We start from the raw sequence: 23,241 nt of genomic DNA, 5'->3' as shown, positions 1-23,241 counted from the left end.
ATGCTCTACGCAATCATTGCCACCGACGTCGCCAATTCCCTGGAAAAACGCCTGGCCGCCCGCCCTGAACACCTTGAGCGCCTGCAACAGCTCAAGGCCCAAGGCCGAATCGTGCTGGCGGGCCCGCACCCGGCAGTGGACAGCAACGACCCCGGCGCGGCGGGTTTCTCCGGCAGCCTGATCGTCGCCGAGTTCGATTCCCTGACCGCGGCGCAAGCCTGGGCCGAAGCCGATCCGTTCGTGGCCGCCGGTGTCTACGCCAATGTCGTGGTCAAGCCGTTCAAGCAAGTCCTGCCTTAACAACCCGATGCGTGATGAGCCTTCGCGGCTCATTGCGCTCAATCGCTCATTGTTCTCGTTTACCTGCCGACAACCTGTCTAATCTCGATTGGAATTCAGGAGTTGCAATGCGCAAAGGTCCGCTGTGCCTGTTAGGGGTCATGTTGGTGATCGGGGCTCCCGCCCATGGGGAAGAAAGCACCGACGGCAGTCATTCGACGCCCTTGTCCTTGAGCGCAGGCAGTCAGATCACCGAATTGCAGCAACGCTTGAAAAACAGCGAACGCATGCGCGAGGAACTGACCCAGCAACTGCAAAACGCCAACAGCGAACGCGAGAGCGCGCTGGTGAGTCGATTGCGCCAGGAGAACCAGCGTCTGAAGCTGCAACTCAAGGAAGCCCAGGCCAGCCCCCTGCCACGCCTGCTGACCGATCAGCAGCAGTGGTTCGTCATTGGTGCCGGGGTAGCGCTATTGGCCCTGCTCTGCGGTATCTTTGCCAGCGGTGGACGTAGACAACGTCGGCAATGGCTAAATTGAGTGAGTCATGAGCGAGCTGTTACTGATTGATGATGACCAGGAGCTGTGTGAGCTCCTCGGCAGTTGGCTGGGTCAGGAAGGTTTTCTGGTCCGGGCCTGCCACGATGGCCATAGCGCCCGCAAGGCCTTGGCCGAAACCGCCCCGGCGGCGGTGGTGCTGGATGTGATGCTGCCCGACGGCAGCGGCCTGGAACTGCTCAAGCAGTTGCGCAACGATCATCCGGAGCTGCCGGTGCTGATGCTCTCGGCCCGTGGCGAACCGCTGGATCGCATCCTGGGCCTGGAACTGGGGGCCGACGATTACCTGGCAAAACCCTGCGATCCACGGGAACTGACCGCCCGCCTGCGCGCGGTCTTGCGCCGCAGTCATCCGACGGCGGTGTCCAGCCAGATCGAACTGGGCGACCTGACCTTCAGCCCGGTGCGAGGCGTGGTCAGCATCGATGAGCAGGAGCAGACCCTCACTGTTTCCGAAAGCCGCCTGCTCGAAGCGCTGCTCAAGCAGCCGGGCGAGCCACTGGACAAGCAGGAACTGGCGCAGATCGCCCTGGGACGCAAGCTGACCCTGTACGACCGTAGCCTCGATATGCACGTAAGCAACCTGCGCAAGAAAATCGGCCCGCACGCCGACGGTCGCCCACGCATCGTGGCCCTGCGTAGCCGGGGTTATTACTACAGCCTTTAAGCGCTGCGCCTAAGCGCTGCGCCTAAGCGCTGCGCCGCTGGGCTGTGGGCGCAAAGCTCGCTCGCGATGCAGGCGCCTCGGTTCCCTCAGAGACCGCGTTACTTTCATCGCGGGCAAGCCTTGCTCCCACAGGGCTTTGTGCTCGGTCCTGCAGATTTGTCAGGCCTGCGCCAAAACGTCTTTACCCAAGCTTTACCCACCCCTGACCGCCGCTGACCTTGATCTGCGTAACCTGAACTCATCCGGAACTGACCGGGAACGAGACAAGGAGATACACCATGCGCAAGACCCTCATCGCTCTGATGTTCGCTGCTGCCCTGCCTACCGTCGCGATGGCCATGCCTGAAGGCGCCGGCCCGATGGGACCAATGGGCCCGATGGATGGCCCGCGTCATGGCGGCCAGATGCACGACAAAGGTCCGTACAGCCAATTGGACCTGAGCCGCGAACAACGCCAGCAGATCCGCAAGATCATGGGCGAACAGCGCCACGAGCGCCGCGAACTGGTAGAAAAGTACCTGGCCAAACTGTCGCCAGCCGATCAGAAAGCCATGAAAGATGAAATGGCCGCCCGGCACGAAAAAGTCGACGCCCAGATCCGTGGGTTGTTGAAGCCTGAGCAGCAAAAAGAGTTTGACGCCATTCAGAAGAAGCAGGCCGAGCGTCGGGCCGAGTGGGCCGAGTTCAAGGCCTGGAAAGCGCAACAACCGCAAAAGGCGCAATAATGCGCTGAAGCACCCCAGCCCAACGGCCAATCGCCGTTGGGCTTTCTTTGTTTTTCGAGGATTGATCGTGCGTTCACTGTTTTGGCGCATCCTGGCCAGTTTCTGGCTGGCCATCGCCCTGGTTGCAGGGCTTTCGATTCTGCTGGGCCACATGCTGAACCAGGACGCCTGGATCCTCAGCCGCCATCCGGGCCTCAACACCCTGGCCGAAGAGTGGACGCAAACCTTCGAAAGCCAGGGCGAAGACGCCGCCGAACAGATCCTGCAACAGCGCAAGCATCAGTATCACATCAACGTCCAGGTGCTTAACGAGAGCGGTGCCCCAGTGGTACGCGGCACTTTCCCGCGTCGAGCACAGGCCTTCGAGGCGCGACAGAACGACAACGACCGACGCCTGCCCTGGCGGCGCTTGACCGACGAGTTCACCAGCGCCAAAACCGGCGACACTTACCTGTTCATCTACCGCATACCCCACCCCGAACTGGATGCCTGGCACCGCGGCAGCCTGCTCTGGCCTCTGAGTGCGCTGGGGATCGCGTTGGTGGTACTGACGTTGTTCAGCCTGCTGGTGACCCTGTCCATTACCCGTCCGTTGAGCCGCCTGCGCGGTGCAGTGCATGATTTGGGGCAGACCACCTACCAGCAAAACAGCCTCGCCAAACTGGCCAATCGCCGGGATGAATTTGGTGTGCTGGCCACCGACTTCAACCGCATGGGCGCGCGCCTGCAAAGCCTGATCGCCAGCCAGCGCCAACTGCTGCGCGATGTATCCCACGAACTGCGCTCGCCCCTGGCCCGGCTGCGCATTGCCCTGGCATTGGCTGAACGAGCCAGCCCCGAGGAGCGGGAAAAACTCTGGCCGCGCCTGACCCGCGAATGTGATCGTCTGGAAGCGCTGATCAGCGAAATCCTGGTGTTGGCCCGGGTCGATGCCGACAACGCCAGCGCTGAAGAGGTGGACCTCAACGATCTGCTGGTTACCCTGCAAAAAGACACACAGCTGGCCTCTCCAGAACAAAGCGTGCAATTGGACGTTGAACCGAACCTGACCCTAAAAGGTTGGCCGACCATGATTGAACGGGCCCTGGATAACCTGCTGCGCAACGCCCAGCGCTTCAATCCGGTCGGTCAACCGATCGAAGTCCGCGCGCTGCGCCAAGGAGAGCGGATCATGGTCAGCGTGCGCGATCACGGACCGGGGGTGGAGGCCGAACACCTGGGCCAGTTGGGCGAACCGTTCTACCGCGCCCCCGGCCAGACCACTGCAGGTCATGGCCTGGGCCTGGCCATCGCCCGCCGCGCCGCCGAGCGTCATGGCGGCGCGCTGGTGCTGGCCAACCATTCCGATGGCGGATTTATCGCGACGCTGGAACTGCCATTGGTACCGGGGGCCGTGGTGCAACCCTAAAATCAAACATTAACTTGTGGCAAGAGAGTGCCCGCCGCGTCTTCGACGCTGCGCTGTCGCGCAGTGAACTTGGCTCTGTGGCGAGGGGATTTATCCCCGTTGGGCTGCGAAGCGGCCCCCAAAACCAGCCAACTCGGCCAGGAGGATTGAGCTCACTGCTTTATTAGGGCTGCTACGCAGCCCAGCGGGAGCAAGCTCCCTTGCCACAGGCCCCAGACCTGAAATGAACAGCGTCGCCAATCTCGTCGCATCCATGCCAAGGGAAGGTCATACCTCTTTGATCATCCATCCCCTTGCATAGTCGCTATCCTGGGACAGTAGCTCTCGGACTCCTGTTGTGGGGTTGATTGTATACACAGTCCTTTCACCGGGACCCTGGTCCGAAGACCATGCACGCAAGTCCCCCAAACCTGGGTCGCCGTCATGGATGGTTCGAAGCGCTCCCCAAGTCACCAGGTCAGGGATCGTCCCCCCGGCGTTCCACGCAGTCCCCCAGCAATTCCAATACGTCTGCCACTCATTGTCTTTACCTAAGTCAAACAGCAGCCAAACCTTGGAAGTAATGACTTGGTAAGACACGCTTGCACCCATTTGATCTCGGACGTTTATCGTAGCGGTCCCTGAGTGCTTCGATACAACCCGTGGTTGCGATGATGAAAAAAGCTCTGCCACCTCTGGGTCGCTGGAAGTATAGATATAGGGAGGCACACCTCCCGACGGTATCCGCTCTACGAACGCCCCTACTGGCGGACGTTCAGGAAACTTATCGGCTCTAAACATTAACTGGTCGAGAATCGCGTCGCTGGTATCGATGCTTAAGGGTTCAGGTATCACAGTCAGGATACGTACGTTCGAATAGACGTTCGTAGGGTGGTAGAGCGACTTTGCATACAGGCGGCGAGCGCCGACGTCGACGGTAATTTCTTTGGTCCATAGGCCGGTTGTCGCATCGGCAGTTGCTGTGCCCTTGGGGACGGCACCAGCACCGCTGCCATCGTAGACCTCGATCTCCTTGCCATGGCTTGCCTCACCCGACAGCACCAAGGTGGTGCTGGTTGTTTCGCCTTTGTCGGGAATCTCCTCACCGGCGGCATTTTTTACATGGATAAGAGTAGGAGCAATCAGCACGCGGTCCAAATGGATATCCAAGTACTTGATCAACGACCGGTTGGAGTTGCCCAACTGGTCAGTCACCGTGAACTGGAGCGCTGTATTGGGGTTGTCCCCTGCCTGTCTGAATGTGTCGGTAAACAGGGTATGCGTCACCGGTCTGGCGGCATCAAATCCGTCAACTGGAACGGTCACATTGCCCACTAAAAATCTGATGCTGTCGTAATCTCGCGGATAGGAATAGGTAAAACCAAACGCCACACCCTGCGCCGCCCGCTCGGCGCTGACCCCATCACCGAGCACATCCGGCGGGATCACCAGATCCAGGCCCTGGGGCGCCGGCTCACCGGGGGCCCGCAAGTGGTACAGCACATTCAAATCATTGGAAATACCGGGATTTTCGCTGAGACGGGTTATTGTGTAATGCAGCCTGTTGACCCCTTCTCTCAGTTTTCCCTGGGGAAGGTCCAGGAGAAAGTACTCCTTACTTTCCTCTCCCGGCTGGACGGTAAAGCCTGCCCCCGAGAGCTCGCCATTGACATACAAGTCAACTCGATCAAGGACCGCCATTGTCCAGGAGCCGCTCTTGAGCTCGGTCCATGCATAGATCACGCATTGCAATCCCTCGGGCCGACCGTCATAAATGCTTTGTGGGATGCCGCCGTGCGCAAGGCCTTCCGGAAGCACCGGCGTCTTCCATCCCGGGATGTAAACAGGGAATAGTTCGAACGGATGGTTCAAGACAGACGATTCGGTATCCATCATGTTTTCCTGGCGAGTGAGGGTAGCGTGGCTTTTCGGCGTTGGGCCATCAAACTCCAGCCAAGGAAGATCGGCTACTGTCAGGATTGACAGGTCAGAGCAGATTGCCGACGAACGGCGGGAGAAAACGACTGGACGCTGGAGCCAAGCCTTAGAAAAGCAGCCAGGTAATCTGGATAAAGTGATGCTCAAAAACCAAACGATAATCCCTCTTATTCAAACCGCCCCGCCCTGTTAGACTTTGCGCCCTCGTTTCACTCCTCTTCCAGGAAGTCCGATGCCGTCGTTGCCTCTTCGCTTATGCGCTCTGTTCATGGCCCTGGGCCTGAGTGCCTGCGATGACGCCCCGCGTTTTACCCAGGCCGAACCCGGCGAAGCCCGGTCCGGTGGCGCTGCGACGGTACGCAAGAGTGATCAGAACGCCTTTTCCCTGCCCTCGGCCAACCTGCCACCTTCGCGACGCGTGGACTTCGCCGTGGGCAACAGTTTTTTCCGCAGCCCCTGGGTGATCGCGCCCTCGACCACCACCGCACGGGACGGTCTGGGGCCATTGTTCAATACCAACGCCTGCCAGAACTGTCACGTCAAGGACGGTCGCGGCCATCCGCCGGCACCGGACGCGGCCAGCGCGGTGTCGATGCTGGTGCGCCTGTCGATTCCCGATGCCCCGGCCTACGCCAAGGTCATTGAACAACTGGGGGTGGTGCCGGAGCCGACCTATGGCGGGCAATTGCAGGACATGTCCGTGCCCGGCGTTGTCCCCGAAGGCAAGGTGCGGGTCGATTACACGCCGGTCCCGGTGCGCTTCGACGACGGCACCGTTGTAGAATTGCGCAAGCCGCAACTGCAGATCACCCAACTAGGCTACGGCCCGATGCACCCCGACACGCGCTTTTCGGCCCGCGTCGCACCGCCGATGATCGGCCTGGGGCTGCTCGAAGCCATCCCCGATGAAGCTATCCTGGCCAACGTCCAAGCCCAGGCACGGGAGAACAACGGTATCGTCGGCCGGCCGAACCAGGTCTGGGACGATGTCCAGCAAAAGACCGTATTGGGGCGTTTCGGCTGGAAGGCCGGCCAGCCGAACCTCAATCAGCAGAACGTCCACGCCTTCTCCGGTGACATGGGCCTGACGACAAGCCTGCGCCCCTTCGACGATTGCACCCAGGCCCAGGCCGACTGCAAGCGCGCCCCGAACGGCAACGGCGCCGATGGCGAGCCGGAAGTCAGCGACAACATTCTGCGCCTGGTGCTGTTCTACAGCCGCAACCTCGCCGTACCGGCCCGGCGCGAGGTGAACTCGCCCCAGGTGCTGGCCGGCAAGAATCTGTTTTTCCAGGCCGGTTGCCAGTCGTGCCACACCCCGAAGTACACCACGTCCGCCAACGCTGCCGAACCGGAACTGGCGAATCAGGTCATTCGCCCCTACACCGATCTGCTGTTGCACGACATGGGTGAAGGCCTGGCCGACAACCGCAGCGAATTCAAGGCCAGCGGCCGTGACTGGCGGACCCCACCGCTGTGGGGCATCGGTCTGACCGAAGCCGTCGGTGGTCACACCCAGTTCTTGCACGACGGTCGCGCGCGCAACCTGCTCGAAGCCGTGCTATGGCATGGCGGCGAAGCGCAAGCGGCACAGCGACAAGTTCTAGCGTTCAATGCCGAGCAACGCGCTGCGTTGCTGGCGTTCCTGAATTCCCTTTAATCGCATTCTCCGAAAAACGGGAGCCCGACATGTTCCGTCCCAAGCTGTTGTTTACCAGCCTCGCCGCCATCGTCCTCGGCGCATGCTCGCCCCAGGATCCGCAAGCGGTCACCTCAGCGGCCATCGCCAAGCAAGTGATCCTGCCCACCTACAGCCGCTGGGTCGAGGCTGACCGGCAACTGGCAACCAGCGCCCTGGCCTTCTGCCAGGGCAAGGAAAACCTGGAGACCGCCCGCGCCGACTTTCTCAAGGCACAAAAAGCCTGGGCCGAGTTGCAACCACTGCTGATCGGCCCGTTGGCCGAGGGCAATCGCGCCTGGCAGGTGCAGTTCTGGCCGGACAAGAAAAACCTGGTGGGCCGTCAGGTCGAGCAACTGGTCAATAACCAGCCGCAGATCGACGTTGCCGGTCTGGCCAAGTCCAGCGTTGTGGTCCAAGGCCTCTCCGCCTATGAGTACCTGCTGTTCGACGCCAGGATCGACATGGCCGACAGCGCGCAAAAAGCCAAGTATTGCCCGCTGCTGATCGCCATTGGCGAACGTCAGAAGCAATTGGCCGAAGATATCCTGTCGCGCTGGAATACCAACGACGGCATGCTCGCCCAGATGAGCAAGTTTCCGAACGAGCGCTACGCTGATTCCCACGAAGCGATCGCCGATTTGCTGCGGGTCCAGGTCACTGCCCTGGACACCTTGAAGAAGAAACTTGGCACGCCGATGGGCCGCCAGAGCAAGGGCGTACCACAACCGTTCCAGGCCGATGCCTGGCGCAGCCAGTCGTCGCTGCAAGGCCTGCAAGCCAGTCTGAGCGCGGCCAGGACCGTCTGGGTCGGCGTGGACAACAAGGGCCTGCGCAGCCTGTTGCCAAGCGAGCAGAAACCCTTGGCCGACAAGATCGACGCGGCCTACGACACCTCGTTGAAACTGTTCGCCGACAGCCAGCGCTCGCTGGTCGAAATGCTCGCTGACGACGCCGGACGCCAGCAACTCAACGAACTGTACGACAGCCTCAACGTTGTCCATCGCCTGCACGAAGGCGAATTGGCCAAGGCGCTGGGCATTCAATTGGGCTTCAATGCCAACGACGGTGACTGATCATGTTTCGACGTCAGGCTCTGGCACTGGGCAGCATGCTGCTCGGCGCCGTTACCCTGGGCGGCTGGACGCTGTTCAAGCAACAGGACAAGCATCCGCTCCTGCTTTCGGCACGGGACGATAGCGACGGCAAGCACTACGCCGTGGGCTATCGACTGGACGGCAGCCGGGTGTTCGCCACCCAGGTCAAGCAGCGCTGCCACGACATCATTGACCATCCGACAAAACCGATTGCGCTGTTCGTCGCTCGTCGCCCAGGCACCGAAAGCTACCTGATCGACCTGCGCGACGGTTCGCTGCTGCAGACCCTCACCTCGTTGCCGAACCGGCATTTCTACGGGCACGCGGTGATTCATAAAAGCGGCGAATGGCTGTACGCCACCGAGAACGACACGACCGATCCAGGCCGCGGCCTGCTGGGCGTGTACCGTTTTGAAGGCGAACGGTTGGTGCACAGCGGCGAACTGTCGACTCACGGCATCGGCCCTCATCAGGTGTCATGGATGCCCGACGGCGAAACGCTGGTGGTCGCCAACGGCGGCATCCGCACCGAAGCCGAAAGCCGCGTCGAGATGAACCTCAATGCCATGGAGCCGAGCCTGGTACTGATGCAGCGCGATGGCACACTGCTGAGCAAGGAAACCCTCGCCCAATCGATGAACAGCGTGCGCCACATGGGCATCGCCAGCGACGGCACCATCGTTTGCGGCCAGCAATTCATGGGCGATGCCCACGAATCCTCCGAGCTGCTGGCAATCAAGCGTCCGGGCCAGCCGTTCCAGGCATTCCCGGTGGCCGAGCATCAATTGCAGGCCATGGGTCATTACACCGCCAGCGTTGCCGTACACAGCGACCTGCGCCTGGTGGCCCTGACAGCGCCCCGTGGCAACCGTTTTTTTATCTGGGACCTGGACAGCGGCGAAATACGCCTGGACGCGCCTCTGCCAGACTGCGCCGGTGTGGGTGCGGTGGCCGACGGTTTCGTCGTGACATCGGGTCAGGGCCGTTGCCGCTTTTACGATTGCCGGCAGGCACAACTGGTTGCAAAACCACTGGATCTGCCCGCAGGGCTCTGGGACAACCATTTGCATTTGATCTGACAAGCGGGCGGCGGGCCTTCAGGAAAAACCCTTACACATTACCGATGAACATCGTTTTGAATCGGTCGCGTACTCGGAGTAATGTGCCCGCCTGTCTGTATTTTCTCTCGGCTTATTTCCAAGGAAGTGGAACATGCTGCGACGCCGCATGCTGATCATGTTGGGTGTTGTCCTGCTGGTGGTATTGCTACTGGCCGGCTACAAGGGTTTCTCCGTTTACCAGCAGATCCAGATGTTTTCTGCCCCCAAACCGCCGGTCAGCGTCGCCGTGGCCACGGCTGTCGAGCAGCCTTGGCAAACCCGCCTGCCCACCGTCGGCAGCCTCACCGCACTGCAAGGCGTAGACCTGAGCCTGGAAATTGCCGGGACGGTGCAGAAGGTGCAGTTCCAGTCGGGGCAAAAGGTCAAGGCCGGCCAGCCACTGGTGCAACTGGACAGTGACGTCGAAAGCGCGCTGCTGGAAACCGCCGTGGCCGACCTTAACCTGTCGCAACTGGATTTTGGCCGGGGTCGGCAACTGGTGGGCAGCCAGGCGATCTCCAAGGGCGAATTCGACCGGCTCGCGGCGCAGTTGAAAAAGAACCAGGCCACAGTCAACCAGCTCAAGGCTTCGCTGGCCAAGAAACACATCGTTGCGCCGTTCAGCGGCACCATCGGCATTCGCCAGGTGGACGTCGGCGACTACCTGGCCAGCGGCACGGTGATCGCCACCCTGCAGGACCTGAGCAGCCTGTATGTGGATTTCTACCTCCCCGAGCAAGCGGTACCCAAGCTCGCGGTCGGCCAGGCAGTCAACGTCAGTGTCTCGGCCTATCCCGGCCAGACCTTCGTCGGCGCCATCAGCGCGATCAACCCCAAGATCGAAGACAGCACTCGCAACGTGCTGGTACGCGCTACCCTGGGCAACCCCGACGGCAGGCTGTTGCCCGGCATGTTCGCCAGCCTGCAGGTGATCTTGCCGGACAAGGCCAACGCCATCGTCGTGCCGGAAAGCGCCGTGACCTACACCCTCTACGGCAACTCCATGTACGTCGTGACGCAGAAGAAAGCCGACGACGGCACCGTCGAGAAAGATGACAAGGGCCAGCCGATCCTCATCGCCGAACGGCGATTCGTCGAAACCGGTGAGCGACGCGACGGGCTCGTGCTGGTTTCCAAAGGCGTGCAGAGCGGCGAACAGGTCGTGATCGCCGGCCAGATCAAACTGGATAACGGCACGCCCATCGCCATCAGCGACGACAAGACCCTGACCGAACAGAACAGCCCGCCCCCTGCGGACTGATCAAGGAACCCTCATGGCTTTTACTGATCCGTTCATCCGCCGTCCGGTGCTCGCCACCGTGGTCAGCCTGTTGATCGTGCTGCTGGGTTTCCAGGCCTGGAGCAAGCTGCCCCTACGCCAGTACCCGCAGATGGAGAACGCCCTGATCACGGTGACCACCGCCTACCCCGGGGCCAACGCCGAGACCATCCAGGGCTATATCACCCAGCCGATGCAACAGAGTCTGGCCAGCGCCGAGGGCATCGACTACATGACCTCGGTCAGCCGTCAGAATTTCTCGGTGATATCGGTCTACGCCCGCATCGGTTCCAACAGCGACCGACTTTTTACCGAGCTGCTGGCCAAGGCCAACGAAGTCAAAAACCAGCTACCCCAAGATGCTGAAGACCCGGTGCTCAGCCGCGAGGCCGCCGATGCCTCGGCACTGATGTACATCAGTTTTTTCAGTAAGGAACTGAACAACCCGCAGATCACCGACTACCTGTCACGGGTGGTCCAGCCCAAGCTGGCGACATTGCCGGGCATGGCCGAAGCGGAGATCCTCGGCAACCAGGTCTTCGCCATGCGCCTGTGGCTGGATCCAGTCAAGCTTGCCGGTTTCGGCCTCACCGCCGCCGACGTGACCGATGCCGTGCGCCAGTACAACTTCCTCTCGGCCGCTGGTGAGGTGAAAGGCGAATACGTAGTCACCAGTATCAACGCCAACACCGAACTCAAGTCCGCCGAGGCCTTCGCGGCGATTCCGCTCAAGACCGATGGCGACAGCCGCGTGCTGTTGCGCGATGTGGCCCGGGTGGAGATGGGCGCCGAGAACTACGACACCATCAGTTCCTTCGGTGGCACGCCCTCGGTGTACATCGGCATCAAGGCCACCCCCGGCGCGAACCCGCTGGACGTGATCAAGGAAGTGCGCAGGATCATGCCGGATCTGGAGGCCCAACTGCCGGCCAACCTCAAGGCCGAGATCGCCTACGACGCCACCCTGTTCATCCAGGCTTCCATCGACGAGGTGGTCAAAACCCTCTTCGAGGCGGTGCTGATTGTCATCGTCGTGGTGTTCCTGTTCTTGGGCGCCCTGCGTTCGGTGGCCATCCCGGTGGTGACCATCCCGCTGTCGATGATTGGCGTGATGTTCTTCATGCAGTTGATGGGCTACTCGATGAATCTGCTGACCCTGCTCGCCATGGTGCTGGCAATTGGTCTGGTGGTGGACGACGCGATCGTGGTGGTGGAAAACATCCACCGGCACATCGAGGAAGGCAAAAGCCCATTCGACGCTGCAATTGAAGGTGCCCGGGAGATCGCTATGCCGGTGATCTCGATGACCATCACGCTGGCGGCGGTGTACGCGCCGATCGGTCTGTTGGAGGGGCTCACGGGGGCGCTGTTCAAGGAGTTCGCGCTGACGCTCGCCGGCGCGGTGGTCATTTCCGGGATCGTCGCACTGACCCTCTCGCCCATGATGTGCGCCTTGCTGTTGCGTCACGAAGAGAACCCCTCGGGACTGGCGCATAGACTGGACGTGGTTTTCGAACGTCTTAAAAACCGCTACCAGCGCATGCTTCACGGCATGCTCAATACCCGGCCTGTGGTGCTGGTGTTCGCGGTGATCGTGCTGCTGCTGATTCCGGTGCTGATCATGTTCACCAAGTCCGAGCTGGCCCCCGATGAAGACCAGGGCATCATCTTCATGATGGCTAATGCCCCGCAGCCGACCAACCTCGACTACCTGAACACCTACACCGATCATTTCATCACCATCTTCAAGGAGTTCCCGGAGTACTACTCCTCGTTCCAGATCAACGGATACAACGGCGTGCAATCGGGCATCGGCGGCTTCCTGCTCAAACCCTGGAACGAACGCAGCCGCACCCAGATGGAAATCCTGCCTGAAGTCCAGGCCAAGCTGGAGAACATCCCCGGCCTGCAAATATTCGGTTTCAACCTGCCCTCCCTGCCTGGCACCGGCGAAGGCTTGCCATTTGCGTTCGTCATCAACTCGCCCAAGGACTACGCAACGCTGTTGCAGATCGCCGAGCGGGTCAAAAAGCGCGCACTGGAATCCGGCAAGTTCGCTTTCATGGACGTTGACCTGGCTTTCGACAAACCCGAAGTCGTCGTGGACATCGATCGTGCCAAGGCCGCCCAGATGGGCGTCTCGATGCAAGACCTGGGCGGCACACTCGCCACCCTGCTGGGTGAAGCCGAGATCAACCGTTTTACCATCGAAGGGCGCAGCTACAAGGTCATCGCCCAGGTCGAACGGCCGTTCCGGGACAATCCGGACTGGTTGAACAACTACTACGTAAAAAATACCCAGGGTGAATTGCTGCCGCTGTCGACGCTGATCAAAGTCAGCGATCGGGCGCGACCACGGCAGTTGAATCAGTTCCAGCAACTCAACGCGGTGACGATTTCGGGTTTTCCCATCGTGAGTATGGGCGAGGCCATCGAGACGGTCCGCCAGATTGCCCAAGAAGAGGCTCCGGTAGGGTTCGCTTTCGACTACGCAGGGGCTTCGCGACAGTTCGTCCAGGAAGGTAGCGCGCTGTGGGTCACCTTTGCCCTGGCGCTGGCGATCATCTTCCTGGTGTTGGCCGCCCAGTTCGAAAGCTTCCGGGACCCGCTGGTGATTCTGGTGACGGTACCGCTGTCGATTTGCGGCGCCTTGATTCCGCTGTTCCTCGGCTGGTCGAGCATGAACATTTACACCCAGGTAGGACTGGTGACGCTGATCGGCCTGATCAGCAAGCACGGGATCCTGATCGTTGAGTTCACCAACCAGCTGCGCAGGGAACAGGGGCTAACCCCACGGGAGGCCGTGGAGCAAGCCGCATCGATTCGCTTGCGTCCCGTACTGATGACCACCGCGGCGACGGTATTTGGCATGGTGCCATTGATCCTCGCTACCGGGGCCGGGGCGGTGAGCCGCTTCGACATCGGCTTGGTGATCGCCACCGGGATGTCGATTGGCACGTTGTTCACACTGTTCGTATTGCCCTGCGTGTATACGTTGCTGGCCAAGCCGGACAAACCCTAACGTGCGTCCACTGGCCCTGTAAGTGCTGTCGAAGGCTGCGATCCAAAAAAGAAAGGCCTCGCATACGCGAGGCCTTTCTTTTGGCTTCCTGTCCATCAACTCTGGGGCCTCATGCCTTGGGAAAGACTGAACATGAACAGCAACAGATCGTCGTCCGGCCGGATCGCCTCGCTGGCCTTGGCCACACGTGGCAAAGGGCAGTGCGCGTCCGGGTGGGAAGCACTGAGGATCTGCGAACGGGGCTGCTCCCATACCGCCACCGCCATAGAGGTAACTGCCAGGGCTCCTACGAGAAACAAACCTCTAGCAATTTCTAATTTCATCGCTATAAACCTTTGATAGCGCTGCCAAACGCCGCTTTGTAAAAGTAGACGAGTTTTTCCCATTCTGAATCGCTGAACGACGAATGGCGTCGCAGTTGCTTCATGTCATGGGACGCTGCGGTCCGGGAAGTCAGGCGTTGACGGGACTTTTCCAAATCCAGCAGGGCCACTTCGGCTCGAGCGGACTCACCCTCTCCGGTCACGCGCACAAATACATGCTTGGTATAGAGGCAGCCATGCTGCCAACGCCCCTTATGCATGCGAGCCAGGTTCTCTGCCAATGCCTGGAGAATTCGGTCATGTCCCGCTTCGCCATGACGCTCGCGCCCGCCTGTGGCATACCAGTGATCCAACTCCACGAAACCGTCCAGCGCATGAGTCACCAGCAGCGCACGCCACTTGTGAATCGGGTCCCGCTGTGCGCCACAGAAGATGACTTTTGGAACGCTGACGTCGAGTCGGCTCAATGCCAGCAGGGCATCTTGCTCACGTAACACGGTTGGGCGGCCGAACGGATGCAACAAGCTACGGTAAATATGCCCTGTCTGACGCTTGGCATAGAGCAGATCGCCGCCGTTGTTGATCCGCTGCACTCCGCTTTCACCACCACGACGCACATTGGGTTGTTCCACCCATTCACCCTGCTGATTCCAGAAGTGTTCGAAGCCGCAGCGGGGGACCGCTGTTGTCTCTACTGCCACAACCATGCTGTTACCTCTTGCGTAATACATAAACTCGCCACATGGCATAGAGCGGCAGGAAGTCCAGTCGTTCCTGAATGCGGAAACCAGCCTGCCGAAATTCACCCTCGACTGTAGCGGCCGGTAACACAAATCGATTCTGGTAGCCTTTCTGCCCACGCGTGTGCTCCAGACGCTTACGTCTCCAGGCCTTGAAATTTCCATCGACCCACAATGAAACGATCACGCTATCACGAGTGACACGTTCGAATTCCCGCAGAATCGCCAGTCGATGCGCAGGTTCACCGATGTGGTGGAGCAGGCGCATGCAAAAAATGCTGTCGACGGCGTTATCAGGCAAGGCAATGTCGAACGCAGAAGCGTGCAAGGGTTGTACCCGTTTTACGACATCGGCGGGTTGAGCGTTCAACGCAGTCTTGAGCATGGCTTCGGAATTGTCCGCACCGATGATCACCCGGTTCGGTTTTTCGGCCAGAACAGACCATAAACGCCCGGCACCACACGGCAAGTCCAGCACCAGGCCAGGATCACCTGCCAACGCCAAAGCCATGCGTGCCAGTTGTTCATCACGGCGGTGGGAAAGACGCCGACTCAGGCCAGCCTGATGTTTATTCAGGTATTGATGAGCGTGCTGTTCGTCATATTTTTCGGAAAAGTCGAGCTTGATAGGGTTGGACATTGGCGAGAGCCTCCATGAGGTAATGGCTCCCACGTTAGGGATGGACATGTGCACGCCAAGTCATCCCTTTGTGAAAACTTCATCATGCAGGCACTCGAGGGTTTTCAGGATATTTCCAACAGGCAATCTTGAGCAGAGCGCTCAGCTACGAGGATGCAATTCAACCTCAAAATGACAGCCATTGGGCTCCATGGTGCTGAGGCTCACGGTCCAGCCCTGGTTCTCGCAAATCCGCTGGACCAATGAAAGCCCCAACCCAAGCCCTTCGCCGCGCTTTTCGTTACCTCGCACGAACGGTTCGAACATCGCCTCGCGTTTTTCTTCGGGAATGCCCACGCCACTGTCCTCGACCACGAAGCCGGTCGCGGACAGCGTGAGGCGAATGAAGCCCTGATCGGTGTAGTGCAAGGCGTTGCGCAGCAAGTTACCCATGACGGCGGTCAGGAACGTGGCGTTATACGGGGTGTCGGCGGTTTGCCCCGGCTCGAAGATCAGGGTCAGGCCCTTGGCTTCGATCGGCGCACGCCACAGCCCAACGAGGTCCTCGGCCACCTGCCCTAGCGTCAACCGGGGCGACATGCCGCTGTCTTCGCGCTGGGTCCTGGCGAGCATCAGGAAGGTTTGCACCAGCTCGCGCATTTCTTCACTGGCCCGACTGATCCGCTCGACCTGTTTGCGACCGCGCTGATCCAGGGCCGGGTTCTCCAGCAACAGCTCACAGGAGCTGGCCAGGACCATCAACGGCGTGCGTAACTCATGGCTTACGTCGCTGGTGAACAACCGCTCACGCGTCAGGGCCTGGCGCAGTCGCCCCAGCGTAGCGTCGAACGCCACGGCCAGCTCACCCACTTCATCGGCGGCATAGTCAGGGGCCAGCGGCGGGGCCAGCCCGAGGAGCTGGTCGCGATGGCGCACTTGCCGGGCCAGACGCACGACCGGCGCCATCACCCGGCGAGCCAGGACCCAACCCAGGAACACCGCCAGCGCCAGGCTGAGCACGAAGCCCACCAGCACCACGGCGAACAGCACCCGTTCGCGCTCTTCGAAATCGCTCTGGTCCTGCAGTAGCACGTAGTGTCGACCGTCAACAATCTCGACCATGGCGTGATACGACAATTGCGCGCGAAAGACCTCGTGGAAACCGCGATCCAGGTGACGCAGATCCTTGGGCAAATCGAAGTCACCCGGGCCGCCACTGAAATAGAACAACTGGTCGGGTTCCGGACGATGACTCCAGTCCGAAACGCTGTCCATCAGCAGCAGGCGTTGCAGGTCACCCCCAAGCCCGGCGGAAATCAGCCTTTCTTCCACCAAGTGAACCGTCGCCACGATGCCCATGGCGAATGCCCCGGCGACCAACGCGCTCATCAGCGCAAAGGCGATGATGATCCGTTGGGCAAGGCTTTGCTTAAACTCCATCTCGGCCCTCGGCCAGGCGATAACCCACGCCATGCACGGTGTGCAACAGCGGTTTGTCGAACGGTTTGTCGATCACCTGACGTAATTGGTGAACATGGCTGCGCAGACTGTCGCTGTCCGGGCAATCATCGCCCCACAAGGCTTCTTCGAGGATTTCCCGGCGCAGCACGTGGGGGCTTTTCTGCATCAAGACCGCCAGCAGCTTCAGGCCTACAGGGTTGAGCTTCAGCAGTTTGCCTTCGCGGGTGACTTCCAGGGTATCGAGGTCGTAACTCAGGTCACCGACCTGCAAGGCGCGCCGCCCGCCGCCCTGGGCCCGACGCATGACCGCTTCGATCCGCGCCGCCAGCTCCGACAAGGCAAAAGGTTTGACCAGGTAATCATCGGCGCCGGACTTGAACCCTTGCAGGCGATCGTCCAGTTGATCCCGGGCGGTGAGCATGATCACCGGTGTATCACGTCGGGCGTCCTCGCGCAGGCGCTTGCACAAGGTGTAGCCGTCGATGCCCGGCAGCATGATGTCGAGCACGATCAGGTCATAGTGCTCGGTCGCGGCCAGGTGTAACCCCGACAAACCATCCTGGGCACAATCGACGGTATAGCCTTTGAGCCCCAGGTAATCGGCCAGATTGGCCAGGATGTCACGGTTGTCTTCAACCAACAGAATTCGCATGGGCATCTCCTCTGCGCACGTGGACGGTCATCGTGGCCCGCGCAGCTTAAGGCCAAGTGTGAATCACGGCTAGGGTTGTATCGGCGGTCGTAGCGAGCAAGCCCGCTCCCGCAAGGGTCGCGCGTGGATTGCCCGGACATTGACGAGTTTTTCACCCGGCATTCACGCCTCGCCCACGCTGCCCGGGCCAGACTGCGCGCAACGCGCTGCTCAAGAACACTCCACCAAAGGTACTGCCATGGTTTCCACCACCACCCGTCCCGTCTCCAGGCCGTTGAATTTCCGGGTCGCCCTGGGCCTGCCCGCTGCAATCGCGGTGATCCTGGTGCTGCTGGAACTGACCACGCTGGACATGGATCTGGCCAGGCTGTTCTACGACCCAGTCGACGGGTTCATCGGTCGGCACAGTTTTTTTCTGGAAGACATTCTGCATGACCGGGCCAAACAGGTGGTCATCGCGTTTTCTGTGCTGTCGATTCTCGGGTTCATCTGCACGTTCTTCCTCACCCGACTCAAACCGTTCAAACGCGAACTGGGCTGCCTGGTGCTCTCCCTGGCGCTGGCTACTTCATTCGTCACGCCGATGAAAGCCGTAACGGCAGTGCAATGCCCCTGGAGCCTGAAGGAGTTCGGAGGCAAGCAAACCTACAGCGAACTACTGAGCCCACGCCCGGCAACTGACAAACCCGGCCGATGCTGGCCCGGTGGTCACGCTGCCACCGGGTTTACGCTGTTCGCGTTGTTCTTCGTACTGCGCGACCGCCGCCCTCGCCTGGCCCGCCTGGCCTTCATATTCGCTGCCTCCCTGGGAATGCTGTTCTCCGTGAGCCGCATGATGCAAGGGGCGCATTTCTTTTCCCATAATGCGTGGACAGCGGTGTTCTGTTGGCTGATTTGCCTGGGGTGTTATTACTACGTGCTGTACCGGCCGGCCTCTACAGCGAAGCGAGCGGCGACAACCCAACCCGTCAATGCTTGAACACCAATCTGAATGTGGGAGCGAGCCTGCTCGCGATAGCGTCGGATCAGCAACATTGAGGGTGACTGTTACACCGCTATCGCGAGCAGGCTCGCTCCCACAGGGATTGGTGCAAATTCAATGAGCGGGGTAAACCCGAGGCATTAAAAAACCCCGCCTGCTTTCGCAGACGGGGTTTTTCAGTACAGGGGTAAGGCTGGCTTACATCATGCCGCCCATGCCACCCATGCCGCCCATGTCTGGCATACCGCCGCCAGCTGGAGCGTCTTCCTTGATTTCAGCGATCATCGCCTCGGTGGTGATCATCAGGCTGGCAATCGACGAAGCCGCTTGCAGAGCCGAACGAGTCACTTTGGCTGGGTCCAGGATACCCATTTCGATCATGTCGCCGTATTCGCCGGTCGCAGCGTTGTAACCGTAGTTACCCGAACCCTGCTTGACCTTGTCGACCACAACGCTTGGCTCGTCGCCGGAGTTGGCAACGATCTGGCGCAGCGGTGCTTCAACAGCGCGACGCAGCAACTGGATGCCCACGTTCTGGTCATCGTTGTCGCCTTTGAGCTCGCTGATGGCCTGCAGGGCACGAACCAGTGCCACGCCGCCGCCAGGCACCACGCCTTCTTCGACGGCTGCGCGGGTTGCGTGCAGGGCGTCTTCAACGCGGGCTTTCTTCTCTTTCATTTCAACTTCGGAACCGGCGCCAACCTTGATCACTGCAACGCCGCCCGACAGCTTGGCCAGACGCTCTTGCAGTTTTTCACGGTCGTAGTCGGATGAAGTGTCGGCCACTTGTGCGCGGATCTGAGTAACGCGAGCCTGGATATCAGCCTCGACGCCAGCACCGTCGATCACGGTGGTGTTTTCCTTGGACAGGATCACGCGCTTGGCGTTACCCAGGTGCTCCAGGGTGGTGCTTTCCAGGCTCAGGCCGATCTCTTCGGAGATAACGGTACCGCCGGTCAGTACGGCGATGTCCTGCAGCATGGCCTTGCGACGGTCGCCGAAGCCAGGTGCCTTGACGGCAGCGACTTTAACGATACCGCGCATGTTGTTCACAACCAGAGTCGCCAGGGCTTCGCCTTCAACGTCTTCAGCCACGATCAGCAGTGGGCGGCCGGCTTTGGCAACGGCTTCCAGCACAGGCAGCATTTCGCGGATGTTGGAGATTTTCTTGTCGACCAGCAGGATCAGCGGGCTCTCAAGCTCGGCAACCATGGTGTCCGGCTTGTTGACGAAGTACGGCGACAGGTAGCCACGGTCGAACTGCATGCCTTCAACAACCGACAGTTCGTTTTCCAGGCCCGAGCCTTCTTCAACGGTGATCACGCCTTCTTTACCGACTTTTTCCATGGCTTCGGCAATGATGTCGCCGATGGAGTTGTCGGAGTTGGCCGAGATGGTGCCGACCTGAGCGATAGCCTTGGTATCAGCGCATGGCTTGGACAGGGCTTTAAGCTCTTTGACGATGGCGATGGTCGCCTTGTCGATGCCGCGCTTGAGGTCCATCGGGTTCATGCCGGCAGCGACAGCCTTGAGGCCTTCGTTGACGATCGATTGAGCCAGTACGGTCGCGGTGGTGGTGCCGTCACCAGCATCATCGTTGGCACGGGAGGCAACGTCTTTGACCAGTTGCGCGCCCATGTTTTCAAAGCGGTCTTTGAGCTCGATTTCCTTGGCTACGGAAACGCCGTCCTTGGTGATGGTCGGAGCGCCGAAGCTCTTCTCGATGATCACGTTACGGCCTTTAGGGCCCAGGGTCGCTTTTACTGCGTCAGCCAGGACGTTGACACCGGCGAGCATTTTCTTGCGGGCGGAATCGCCGAATTTAACTTCTTTAGCAGCCATGATCGATATTCCTTAAATACTTTGTAGTAACGGGAAAATGAGCGGGGGAATCAGTCTTCCAGGACAGCGAGGATTTCGTTCTCGCTCATCACCAGCAGGTCTTCGCCGTCGACTTTCACTGTGTTGCTGCCGGAGTAAGGGCCGAACACAACCTTGTCACCCACTTTCACGGCCAGCGCACGTACTTCACCGTTTTCCAGAGCCTTGCCTGGGCCTACAGCGAGAACTTCACCGTGGTTGGCTTTTTCAGCAGCCGAACCTGGCAGGACGATACCGCCAGCGGTTTTCTTCTCTTCTTCGCTGCGACGGATGACGACGCGGTCATGCAGAGGACGAAGCTTCATTGTCGATCTCTCCTAATTTTGGTTTTCATCGGCCGGTGTAGTCCCGGCGGGTTTAACAAAAGCCGGCGGAGCCGGATGCGGTTCGTCAAGCGAACCGCGGAAGTCTGTCCAGTGTCGCCACCGGAAACCTTGCGGTGACCCATACATAAGGGCGTACAAGCCGATTTCAAGGGTCGGGTAGAAAATTTTTTACTTCACGAAGCCGAAAACGAACACGGCACCCGAAGGTGCCGTGTCGCTGGTTTTACTTGGTATCGCGGTGCTCGAACTCGCCTTCGATCACATCCGGTTCGCGGCCCACAGGTTCTCGTGGAGGCGGCCCGCCACGGGGCTGAAGGTCGTCGGCGAAGGCTCGCTGGCGAATCGCCTGTTCTTCGGCACGCTGGCGCATTTTATTGGCCAGCAGCCGACGGGTGAACGGCAGCAGCATGACCAGGCCCAGCACATCGCTGATGAAGCCAGGCAGGATCAACAGACCGCCACCCAAGGCCAGCATCAGGCCTTCGAGCATGGTCTGGGCAGGCAGCTCGCCGCGGTTCAGGCTTTCACGGGCACGCAGAGCCGTGGCGAGGCCGGCGATGCGCAGCACGAACACGCCGAGCATCGAGCCGAGAATGACCAGCAGCAGCGCCGGGAAAAACCCGATCGCCCCGCTGACCTTGACGAATACGAACAGCTCCAACACCGGGAACAGCAGAAAGAGCAACAAAAAAGGGCGCATCAAAAGGTTCCTCAACGCAAGAATGCCTTGCTATCAAACCCTAAATGACGTCGCCCTTTCGTGAATTCAAGCGTCAGCCTCAGCATTTTTTGGCCATTGCTCGGCGTGAGCCAGATAAACCAAGGCTTCGCGCACTTGTGTCGGCGTATTGCAAGGCGCTGGAAACGCCAGCCAGTAAAGGGCCTGACCGATCCGCAAGTGCATGCCTTCGCTGTCGATACCGGCCAGTTGCGCAGGTTCGGTGGCGGGCAGACCGGCCAGCTCGACGTAATGCGCGATGGCCTTGGCATGGTCGGCATTCATGTGGTCGATCATGCTGGCTTCGGCCTTGCCGGCGAAGGGGTTGGCCAGGGTGATCTGGTCGATCCAGTGAATGGCCCCAAAGCCACCGATGTAACGATGACGCACCGGGTTGAGCACCCAGAAATCGAAGTCATGGGCTTTGTGGTAGTTCTGCGACTCCGGGAAATAACGGTAGTAACGCTCAGCGGCGGCGTCGATGGCGAGGTTGTCTTCCAGCTTGCGCGCCTCGGCCAGATAAGTCAGGCGCCCTACGGCCTGCACATCCTCGGCCCCCCGCTCACCTACGAGCATTGAACACTTGGGGTCTTTTTGCAGGTTGTGGGTGTGTTGGGCGATACGGCTGATCAGGATCAGTGGACGGCCTTGGTCGTCCAGGCAATATGGCACCACGGAGCCGAACGGGAAACCGGGCATGGATTTGGAATGGGTGGAGAGCACTCCACGGTATTCCTTGAGCAGCAATTCTCGTGCATGCTTGGCAGCTTCAACGCTCAATTTATGACTCCTTTGATCAAATCCGTCTGGAAACGGTCAGGCGACTGGAGCAAAGTACCAGCGCGCCTTTAGGCAGTTCTCGTGTGCAACCGGGCTACGCCGACGCAGATCGAGAGGCCAGTAAAAGGACATCCTCCAACCGCTCTGCAATCTGGACATGCCAATGCAACTCACCGACAAAGTAATCATTATCACCGGCGGTTGCCAGGGTCTGGGCCGCTCCATGGCCGAGTATTTCGCCGGCAAAGGCGCCAAGCTCGCCCTGGTGGACCTCAATCAGGAAAAACTCGACCAGGCGGTTGCCGCCTGCGTGGCCAAGGGTGTCGAGGCCCGGGCTTATCTGTGCAACGTCGCCAATGAGGAGCAAGTGAGCGACATGGTCGCCCGGGTCGCCGAGGACTTCGGCGCGATCCACGGCTTGATCAACAACGCCGGGATCCTGCGCGACGGCTTGCTGCTCAAGGTCAAGGACGGCGAAATGAGCAAAATGAGCCTGGCCCAGTGGCAGGCGGTGATTGACGTCAACCTAACGGGTGTCTTCCTGTGTACCCGCGAAGTGGCAGCGAAAATGGTCGAGCTGAAGAACAGCGGCGCGATCATCAACATTTCGTCGATCTCGCGCGCCGGCAACGTCGGCCAGACCAACTATTCGGCGGCCAAGGCCGGCGTGGCGGCCGCCACCGTGACCTGGGCCAAAGAGCTGGCACGCTACGGTATCCGTGTCGCCGGCATCGCGCCGGGCTTCATCGAAACCGAAATGACCCTGGGCATGAAACCCGAAGCCCTGGAAAAAATGACCTCTGGCATCCCGCTCAAGCGCATGGGCAAACCCGAGGAGATCGCCCATTCGGCGGCGTACATCTTCGAGAACGACTATTACACCGGCCGGATCCTGGAGATGGATGGCGGGTTGCGGATCTAACAACCGACACACAACCACTGTGGGAGCGAGCCTGCTCGCGATGGCGCCGGGTCAGTCAACTTTGATGTGACTGATACACCGCTATCGCGAGCAGGCTCGCTCCCACAA

General features: G+C 60.1%; 22 protein-coding genes. 12 read left to right on the top strand and 10 right to left on the bottom strand.

The window, feature by feature from the left end; translation table 11 throughout:
- From BW979_RS09925 to BW979_RS09905, 5 genes are all read left to right on the top strand, one after another.
- A complete protein-coding gene (locus BW979_RS09925) occupies positions 1 to 300 on the top strand; it encodes a YciI family protein (RefSeq protein ID WP_047226983.1) in 300 nt (99 codons plus the stop codon).
- Positions 301 to 407: 107 nt separating this feature from the next.
- Positions 408 to 818, top strand: a complete 411-nt coding sequence (locus BW979_RS09920; RefSeq protein ID WP_047226984.1) for a translation initiation factor 2 — start codon at positions 408 to 410, stop codon at positions 816 to 818.
- Between the two features lie 7 nt (positions 819 to 825).
- The gene (locus tag BW979_RS09915) at positions 826 to 1,503 is read left to right on the top strand and encodes a response regulator transcription factor (protein ID WP_047226985.1); all 678 of its coding nucleotides are present in this window, start codon (positions 826 to 828) and stop codon (positions 1,501 to 1,503) included.
- 278 nt (positions 1,504 to 1,781) lie between these two features.
- A complete protein-coding gene (locus BW979_RS09910; protein WP_047226986.1) occupies positions 1,782 to 2,228 on the top strand; it encodes a Spy/CpxP family protein refolding chaperone in 447 nt (148 codons plus the stop codon).
- Between the two features lie 67 nt (positions 2,229 to 2,295).
- Positions 2,296 to 3,636: a sensor histidine kinase gene (locus BW979_RS09905; protein ID WP_076383721.1), complete on the top strand. Its 1,341-nt coding sequence runs from the start codon at positions 2,296 to 2,298 to the stop codon at positions 3,634 to 3,636.
- Positions 3,637 to 3,903: 267 nt separating this feature from the next.
- Here BW979_RS09905 and BW979_RS09900 read toward each other — a convergent pair whose 3' ends face one another.
- Positions 3,904 to 5,508 (bottom strand): hypothetical protein, encoded by a 1,605-nt coding sequence (locus BW979_RS09900; protein ID WP_076383720.1) that lies wholly within the window; start codon positions 5,506 to 5,508, stop codon positions 3,904 to 3,906.
- A 277-nt stretch (positions 5,509 to 5,785) separates the two neighbouring features.
- Here BW979_RS09900 and BW979_RS09895 point away from each other — a divergent pair, with 277 nt between their 5' ends.
- The 5 genes from BW979_RS09895 (at position 5,786) to BW979_RS09875 (ending at position 13,729) form a co-directional block, all read left to right on the top strand.
- A complete protein-coding gene (locus BW979_RS09895; protein ID WP_076383719.1) occupies positions 5,786 to 7,213 on the top strand; it encodes a di-heme oxidoreductase family protein in 1,428 nt (475 codons plus the stop codon).
- A gap of 29 nt (positions 7,214 to 7,242) precedes the next feature.
- Positions 7,243 to 8,307, top strand: a complete 1,065-nt coding sequence (locus BW979_RS09890; RefSeq protein WP_047226990.1) for an imelysin family protein — start codon at positions 7,243 to 7,245, stop codon at positions 8,305 to 8,307.
- Positions 8,308 to 8,309: 2 nt separating this feature from the next.
- Positions 8,310 to 9,407: a DUF1513 domain-containing protein gene (locus BW979_RS09885; RefSeq protein ID WP_076383718.1), complete on the top strand. Its 1,098-nt coding sequence runs from the start codon at positions 8,310 to 8,312 to the stop codon at positions 9,405 to 9,407.
- Between the two features lie 133 nt (positions 9,408 to 9,540).
- Positions 9,541 to 10,689: an efflux RND transporter periplasmic adaptor subunit gene (locus BW979_RS09880; RefSeq protein ID WP_047226992.1), complete on the top strand. Its 1,149-nt coding sequence runs from the start codon at positions 9,541 to 9,543 to the stop codon at positions 10,687 to 10,689.
- Positions 10,690 to 10,702: 13 nt separating this feature from the next.
- Positions 10,703 to 13,729 (top strand): multidrug efflux RND transporter permease subunit, encoded by a 3,027-nt coding sequence (locus tag BW979_RS09875; RefSeq protein ID WP_047226993.1) that lies wholly within the window; start codon positions 10,703 to 10,705, stop codon positions 13,727 to 13,729.
- A 95-nt stretch (positions 13,730 to 13,824) separates the two neighbouring features.
- Here the strand turns inward: BW979_RS09875 and BW979_RS09870 are convergent, their stop codons facing one another.
- From BW979_RS09870 to colR, 5 genes are all read right to left on the bottom strand, one after another.
- Positions 13,825 to 14,052 (bottom strand): hypothetical protein, encoded by a 228-nt coding sequence (locus tag BW979_RS09870; protein ID WP_076383717.1) that lies wholly within the window; start codon positions 14,050 to 14,052, stop codon positions 13,825 to 13,827.
- A 2-nt stretch (positions 14,053 to 14,054) separates the two neighbouring features.
- Entirely contained in the window at positions 14,055 to 14,759 is a 705-nt protein-coding gene (locus tag BW979_RS09865) for a lipopolysaccharide kinase InaA family protein (protein WP_047226995.1), read from the bottom strand.
- A 4-nt stretch (positions 14,760 to 14,763) separates the two neighbouring features.
- Positions 14,764 to 15,432 carry a class I SAM-dependent methyltransferase gene (locus tag BW979_RS09860; protein WP_076383716.1) on the bottom strand — a complete coding sequence of 223 codons (669 nt, stop codon included), beginning with the start codon at positions 15,430 to 15,432 and terminating at the stop codon, positions 14,764 to 14,766.
- Between the two features lie 141 nt (positions 15,433 to 15,573).
- Positions 15,574 to 16,851 (bottom strand): sensor histidine kinase, encoded by a 1,278-nt coding sequence (locus BW979_RS09855; protein ID WP_047226997.1) that lies wholly within the window; start codon positions 16,849 to 16,851, stop codon positions 15,574 to 15,576.
- A complete protein-coding gene (gene colR, locus BW979_RS09850; protein WP_047226998.1) occupies positions 16,841 to 17,524 on the bottom strand; it encodes a two-component system response regulator ColR in 684 nt (227 codons plus the stop codon). Before colR ends, BW979_RS09855 begins: the two co-directional genes overlap by 11 nt.
- A 238-nt stretch (positions 17,525 to 17,762) precedes the next feature.
- Here colR and BW979_RS09845 point away from each other — a divergent pair, with 238 nt between their 5' ends.
- Positions 17,763 to 18,503 carry a phosphatase PAP2 family protein gene (locus BW979_RS09845; RefSeq protein WP_076383715.1) on the top strand — a complete coding sequence of 247 codons (741 nt, stop codon included), beginning with the start codon at positions 17,763 to 17,765 and terminating at the stop codon, positions 18,501 to 18,503.
- Positions 18,504 to 18,704: 201 nt separating this feature from the next.
- On the opposite strand, the gene groL is transcribed toward BW979_RS09845, so the two are convergent.
- The 4 genes from groL to BW979_RS09825 form a co-directional block, all read right to left on the bottom strand.
- The gene (gene groL, locus BW979_RS09840) at positions 18,705 to 20,348 is read right to left on the bottom strand and encodes a chaperonin GroEL (protein ID WP_047227000.1); all 1,644 of its coding nucleotides are present in this window, start codon (positions 20,346 to 20,348) and stop codon (positions 18,705 to 18,707) included.
- Between the two features lie 50 nt (positions 20,349 to 20,398).
- Positions 20,399 to 20,692 carry a co-chaperone GroES gene (locus BW979_RS09835; RefSeq protein WP_047227001.1) on the bottom strand — a complete coding sequence of 98 codons (294 nt, stop codon included), beginning with the start codon at positions 20,690 to 20,692 and terminating at the stop codon, positions 20,399 to 20,401.
- 244 nt (positions 20,693 to 20,936) lie between these two features.
- Positions 20,937 to 21,413, bottom strand: coding sequence for an FxsA family protein (locus BW979_RS09830; protein WP_047227002.1), 477 nt, complete (start codon positions 21,411 to 21,413; stop codon positions 20,937 to 20,939).
- A 66-nt stretch (positions 21,414 to 21,479) separates the two neighbouring features.
- On the bottom strand, positions 21,480 to 22,211 hold the full coding sequence (locus BW979_RS09825) for a HugZ family pyridoxamine 5'-phosphate oxidase (protein ID WP_076383714.1): 732 nt from the start codon (positions 22,209 to 22,211) through the stop codon (positions 21,480 to 21,482).
- Positions 22,212 to 22,374: 163 nt separating this feature from the next.
- On the opposite strand from BW979_RS09825, the gene BW979_RS09820 reads away from it, so the two are divergent.
- A complete protein-coding gene (locus tag BW979_RS09820) occupies positions 22,375 to 23,133 on the top strand; it encodes an SDR family oxidoreductase (RefSeq protein WP_047227004.1) in 759 nt (252 codons plus the stop codon).
- The last annotated feature ends 108 nt before the right edge of the window (positions 23,134 to 23,241 follow it).

Source organism: Pseudomonas sp. A214, from assembly GCF_900156295.1.
GTDB lineage: Bacteria > Pseudomonadota > Gammaproteobacteria > Pseudomonadales > Pseudomonadaceae > Aquipseudomonas > Aquipseudomonas rhizophila.
This window is presented reverse-complemented; position numbering and strand designations above follow the sequence as displayed.